This window comes from Microcoleus sp. S28C3 (assembly GCF_036700785.1).
Classification (GTDB): domain Bacteria; phylum Cyanobacteriota; class Cyanobacteriia; order Cyanobacteriales; family Microcoleaceae; genus Microcoleus; species Microcoleus asticus.
Map to the genome: position 1 here is coordinate 1 of NZ_JAUBPO010000243.1, position 3,055 is coordinate 3,055.

4 protein-coding genes are annotated in these 3,055 nt (G+C 39.1%); all 4 read left to right on the plus strand.

Features of this window, described 5'->3' with window-relative positions; genetic code table 11:
• Positions 1-116: 116 nt before the first annotated feature.
• Positions 117-1,319: a hypothetical protein gene (locus QUA13_RS32060; RefSeq protein WP_333205079.1), complete on the plus strand. Its 1,203-nt coding sequence runs from the start codon at positions 117-119 to the stop codon at positions 1,317-1,319.
• An 82-nt stretch (positions 1,320-1,401) separates the two neighbouring features.
• Positions 1,402-1,938 (plus strand): helix-turn-helix domain-containing protein, encoded by a 537-nt coding sequence (locus QUA13_RS32065; protein ID WP_333205081.1) that lies wholly within the window; start codon positions 1,402-1,404, stop codon positions 1,936-1,938.
• Positions 1,939-2,029: 91 nt separating this feature from the next.
• Complete coding sequence (locus QUA13_RS32070; RefSeq protein ID WP_333205083.1) at positions 2,030-2,647, plus strand: transposase; 618 nt, start codon at positions 2,030-2,032, stop codon at positions 2,645-2,647.
• A 217-nt stretch (positions 2,648-2,864) separates the two neighbouring features.
• Positions 2,865-3,055, plus strand: a 191-nt coding sequence (locus QUA13_RS32075) for a hypothetical protein (protein WP_333205085.1), incomplete at its 3' end; no start/stop codon positions are given.

Here is a 3,055-nt window from a genome sequence, read left to right on the forward strand (position 1 = left end):
TGTGTCCTATTCTATGACACTGTGTGTACCCCGTTTCATTTATTTTCCTCTGCTACCCCTACTTATTGAGCCGATACTAGTTTTATCTAATGAACAAGTGCGTTTCCCAAAAATATTTGACACTAAATCGAAAAATAGATCTAAATTTTACATTTGAACAATGCGCCGTACAGACAGTTCAGTCCATTCCAACTATTCATAATGAAGAAAGTTTTGAATTTGGTTGTCTACAACTGTCAATAGAATTTGAACTCAAGGACTATGAATCATTGGTCGATGCCCCAATATTTGTTCGTCCAAAATATTTAAGCTTGTTAGGTATTATCTCGTTTCTAGTAAGCGAGCTATTTACGGTTTTCAAAACAGCTCCATTTTCAACAGCTAGTGCCGATATATTATTAGACGAGCTAAAAGTTGGACAACAAAACAGACTGATAATAGATGATGTTGATTTAACAGATAATCTCAATGAATTTCTCGACAACTTAGAAAAGTTAAAAGAACATGAAAAAAGCTTGTTTTTCTCCTTATTAGATAGATGGAGAAAGGCTAGGTATATGGAAGAGGAATCTGATAAGAGATTTCTTTATGAAGATGAGGCGACATTATCTTACTTCCATGTCTTAGAGCTTCTTGGTGATGTATATTCAAAAGTTCTTTTAATGAAAGCTAATGATCTGATTAAAGATTTTAGCAATGCATTTAATTCAAGCATTTTATCTTTGCATGTGAATGCATTAGAAAGTGAGAATAATGCTAAATCCAAACTCCTGGCAGGAATATTAATTAAAGATATTTCCGTAACCTCAAAAATTTTGTTCTTTTTGAAGCATTTTAAACTATATGATAATAGGATAGCATTTTGGATAAGAAATCTTGTAGAAGCTAGAAACAGCGTTGCACATGGAAGACGGGTGCATTACGAAAAGGCTATCTTTCCAGTCAAACCTTTTTTCCCTTTGATATCAAACAATCTCTACCCTTTGGAGTTTTTAAGGATTTTAACTGCCAAAGCAATTTCATCCCATATCGGTATTTCTCTATATAGCAAAGAGTGGAATGAGATTAAAGATTGTCTCATAGATGATGAATTCGTGACCAAAGTCTTTTTGCAAGAAAAATTTAAGGATAAGGAAGACTTAAATAAGGATGAAGAAAGAATTGTTTTTGGAGGAGTAAACTATCATTTGCTTGCAAATAAGTTAAAGCCTGAATCATCCATAGGTTTTTATAAATTCTATCTTGACACTGAAGCTGAAAATGAAATTTTTCTTGCTTCTAATGCTGAAGCTCTAGACCAGGGCGGCAGAAATAAGTGACCAGTAAAAAAGAGGACAAAAAGGGATAAAGTGAGGGTGCGAGCATCAGCCGTAGAAAAGTCACTTAAGCCTTGGACAATCAATGCCGAATCCTAAAGCTCAACCGATTATCCTGTCTACTAGGCAACAAGCTCTGCTTGAACAGATAGCAAGCCGCACCACCAACTCCTATAACCTCGTGACAAGGACAAAGCTGATTTTAGGGGCAGCTAGAGGAGTGAACAATACAGCACTCAGTCAACAACTGCAATTACACCGAAGGCGAGTCAGGATATGGCGACAGCGATGGCTAGAGGCTCAGGAGCAACTAACAAGTGCAGAAGCCGAGGCGGTGAGTGACAAACAGTTGAGGAAAATGATTGAGAACATCTTGAGCGATGTGCCTCGTCCAGGCACGCCCAAATTCTTCGGAGTGGAACAGGTAGTACAAATTGTCGCTCTAGCCTGTGAAGACCCCAAAAAATCCCAACGCCCAGTTAGCCATTGGACACCAACCGAGTTAGCTCAAGAAGCCAAAAAGCGAGGGATTGTGGAGAAGATTTCCCCACGCAGTGTGGGGCGTTTTTTAAAAGGAAGCTACTCTACAACCCCATCATCATCGATACTGGTTAAACGCTAATCCAGAAGACCCAGTAGCTTTTAGAGCACAGGTCAAATACATCTGTTCTCTACATCTGAAGGCAAAAGAATTACTCGATAAAGGCATTCACTTGGTCAGTACCGATGAAAAGACAGGCATCCAAGCTTTGGAGAGGGCGTACCCGACTCAACCCATGAAGCTGGGAAGAGTAGAACGCATCGAATTTGAATATATTCGTCATGGAGTTGTCGCACTGATTGCCAACTGGCATATTGCCAAGGGTCAGGTAATTACGCCTACGGTTGGGACAACCCGTACAGAAGAAGATTTCTGTGAGCACATCAAAAAAACAATTGAAACTGACCCAGAAGCCGGATGGATTTTCCTAGTAGATCAACTCAATATTCATCAATCTGAATCTCTGGTACGTTTGGTTGCCCAACATTGTAAAATCCAGGGGGCTTTGGGGGTCAAAGGTGCATCAGGCATTCTCCAATCAATGGCAACACGAGCCACTTTTTTATCTGATGAGAGTCACCGTATTCGCTTTGTCTATATTCCCAAACATACTTCCTGGCTCAATCAAATTGAGTGTTGGTTCTCGATTTTGGTGCGTCGGCTACTCAAACGCAGTAGTTTCACTTCTACTGAAAACCTCCAGCACCAGATTCTCGATTTTATTGACTATTTTAACCGCACTCTGGCTAAGCCTTTTGTTTGGAAGTTTGTCGGGTTTCCTGGCATCTGATTAAGCTGGTCACTTATTTATGCCAGCGTGGTCTAGTTATATTGTTTGAGACGATCAGAGAACAGAACTTTGAGGAAGCTTTAAAGTCAGCTATTATCAATATCGATCGATTAGATTGCAATCCACATGGACGATTTAGAGATCTGCGATATTTTCTTGACTTTCATAATTTCAAGTCGCCAAAGTTGGAAATATTAATAGCTAATGAGGTAGTAAGATGAAGAAACTCAAATGCGAATGTAAAATATTCGCGATGGAAATATATTGCAAGAATGAAAGCAACGATCGACCTAATAGTTTGGGATTATGCAAAAGATATGACTGCGCACTTCTTATACCAATTCACTATGAAGGTACACTAAAATCTAGGGTAAAAGTAGAGGAAATCCAATATGGCGAACAAACTTC